This window comes from Nocardioides sp. YIM 152588, assembly GCF_040191335.1.
Classification (GTDB): domain Bacteria; phylum Actinomycetota; class Actinomycetes; order Propionibacteriales; family Nocardioidaceae; genus Nocardioides.
On record NZ_JBEGDJ010000109.1, the window covers coordinates 1 to 2,416 of the forward strand.

3 protein-coding genes and 1 pseudogene are annotated in these 2,416 nt (G+C 78.2%); 3 read left to right on the forward strand and 1 reads right to left on the reverse strand.

Features of this window, described 5'->3' with window-relative positions; translation table 11 throughout:
• A pseudogene (locus tag ABLM29_RS22220) lies at positions 1-1,127 on the reverse strand (hypothetical protein); the annotation flags it as partial.
• Positions 1,128-1,399: 272 nt separating this feature from the next.
• Between ABLM29_RS22220 and ABLM29_RS22225 the strand changes: the two are divergent.
• From ABLM29_RS22225 to ABLM29_RS22235, 3 genes are read left to right on the forward strand one after another with little or no spacing between them, the layout of a single operon-like run.
• Positions 1,400-1,729 (forward strand): WXG100 family type VII secretion target, encoded by a 330-nt coding sequence (locus ABLM29_RS22225; protein ID WP_349716832.1) that lies wholly within the window; start codon positions 1,400-1,402, stop codon positions 1,727-1,729.
• A 10-nt stretch (positions 1,730-1,739) separates the two neighbouring features.
• The gene (locus ABLM29_RS22230; protein WP_349716833.1) at positions 1,740-2,033 is read left to right on the forward strand and encodes a WXG100 family type VII secretion target; all 294 of its coding nucleotides are present in this window, start codon (positions 1,740-1,742) and stop codon (positions 2,031-2,033) included.
• A complete protein-coding gene (locus ABLM29_RS22235; protein WP_349716834.1) occupies positions 2,030-2,341 on the forward strand; it encodes an EsaB/YukD family protein in 312 nt (103 codons plus the stop codon). Before ABLM29_RS22230 ends, ABLM29_RS22235 begins: the two co-directional genes overlap by 4 nt.
• The last annotated feature ends 75 nt before the right edge of the window (positions 2,342-2,416 follow it).

Consider the following 2,416-nt stretch of genomic DNA (forward strand, 5'->3'; position numbering starts at 1 on the left):
TGGCAGACCTCGCCGACCACCTTCTCCTCGCCCGCGTCGCGGAACTGCGAGAGGTACCAGGGCAGGCCGCGGTCGAAGTAGCGGTCGAAGAAGTAGAGGTCCTTCGCCGGGTCGAGGCGGTCGAGCGTCGTCCCGGTCCACCCGCCCGGTCCGCCCGCTCCACCGAGGCGCAGGACCGTGGTGCCGGGCAGGTCGCCGACGCCGGGATCTGACCCGGCGCCGTCGACGACGAGCAGCAGGTGCGGCGCTCCCGGGCCGGGGGCCGGCAGCAACGCCGACAGCTCCGCCCACGAGGCGCGGATCGAGCGGGCGGGGCCGAGGTCGTCGTACGCGCCCGCGCCGCGGGCGTGGGGCAGCCACGCGGCCCAGGCCCAGCGGCCCGGGTCGTCGGTCACCACGGCGACCCGCAGGTGCTCGGGGGCGTGGCCCGCGGCCGCCGAGCAGACGAACGCGCGGGCCACCGCGCGGCCCGCCTCGCCGGCGTCGAGGATCAGGCACGCGCGCTCGCGCAGGTCGACGGCGAGGGGCAGTGCGGGGACGCTCGCGTGGGCCGCCAGCAGCCGCGCGCGGGCGACGGCCGCGACGTGATCGGCCGGCTCCACGGCGTCCGGCTCCGGCGCGAGGAGGTCGGCGTCGAGGGGCAGGTCGCCGGTGCCGTACCGGACCCGCAGGTAGCCCTCCTCGCCCGGAGCCCGCTCCGGGGAGGGCGGCCACGACGCGGGTGCCGGGTGGGTCCGTCCGAGGGCGGCGCGCTGGCGGACGGCGGCCTCGGCGAGCCGGGCGCGTGCGGCGGCCAGGTGACGCAGGTACCCGAGCCGGATCCCGTCGACGCGCCGCCGGTGCGCGCGCCGGCGGTGGTCGGCCTGGAGCAGCACGACCGCGACCGTGGTGGCCAGGAACAGCCCGGCCGCCAGCAGCCGGACCGGGCCCCCGGCCCCGCCGGACCCCACGCCGGTGAGCAGCAGCATCGCGCCGAGGCCGCCGAGCGCGGGGAGCAGGTGCAGCGCCGTGCCGCCGGCCGCCTCGGGGGCGGGGGCGCGGGGCGGAGGGAGGATCCGGATCTCGGGCCGGTCCTCGGGCGCGCTGGTCGTCGGGCTGGTCGTCGGGCTGGTCGTAGGGCTGGTCATCGTCCGCTGGCTACCCGGCGAGGGACCGGGCATGCCTGCGGATCCCGTCGTCCACAGGCGACTCCTCGCGGGGCGTGTCGCTCGGGCGCCGGGCCCGGGTCGTGTGCCCCACGACCCGGCATGGCGGGGTCTCAGGCACACGACCCCACCCACGGGCAGGTGCGCTGTGGACAACCGACGGTCGCGGTTTCGGGTCGCCCCGCCGCCGGGCATCGGTCCCGCGACAACCCGACCGGCGGCCACCGCCGCCACCACCACCCGAGGAGCGACCGATGACTCATCCGACCGACTTCGGCCACGGCGACGGCGTGCTGCACCGCGCCGCCGCGCTGGTCACCGAGGCCCGCCACGACCTGGCCGGCACCGCCGTCACGCTGGACGGCCAGGTGGCGACGGTCCGCGGCCGCTGGGGCGGCGCGGGCGCGGAGGCGTTCTTCGGCCTGCACCGCGCCTGGGCCGAGCAGCACGCCCGGATCGTCGGCGCGCTGGACGGCCTCGCCGACGCGCTGACCGAGACCGAGCGCGACAACACCCGCGTCGACGACGACGCCCGCGGGTTCCTCGCCGACCTGACCGCCCGCCTCGGCGCGGTCCGGATCTGAGGGGGCCGCGATGGGGACCGACGGGCTCCGCGTCGACCACGCCGCGCTCGAGGGTGCGGCCGACGACCTCCACGCCGCCGTCCGCGCGATCGACGCGCGGCTGGACCGGCTCGACCACGACCTGGCTCCGCTGCGCGCCGACTGGAGCGGCGCCCAGCAGGAGGCCTACCGGTCCGCCCAGGCCACCTGGGACGCGGCCATGGCCGAGATGCGCGACCTGCTCGACCTGACCCAGCGGGCGGTCCGGCAGGCGAACGCCGAGTACCGGGCCGCCGACCTGCGCGGCGCCGCCCGCTTCGGGTGAGCGGGCTGCTGCCGGTCACGGTGGTCGCCGGCGAACGACGGGCGGACCTGGCCCTGCCCACCGGCGTGGCCGTGGCCGAGCTGCTGCCCGCCCTGGCGGAGGGCCTCGGCGTCTCCGCGGGCCACGGGCTCCGGCTGGTGACCGCCGGCGGCCGCCCGCTCGACCACGGCCGCGACCTGTCCGCCCAGGGTGTCGCCGACGGCGGCGTGCTGGCGCTCGTCGCGGCGCCGGCGGTGGCGCCGCCGCGCGTGTACGACGACCCGGTCGACGCCCGGGGCGACGGCCGGAGAATCTTCCGAAAAAACTAAGAGCCGCCGCAGGCGTCTCGGGTCACCTGCGGCGGCTGAGAAGAACTTTGCCACGCGCCAGGTGACATGTCATCA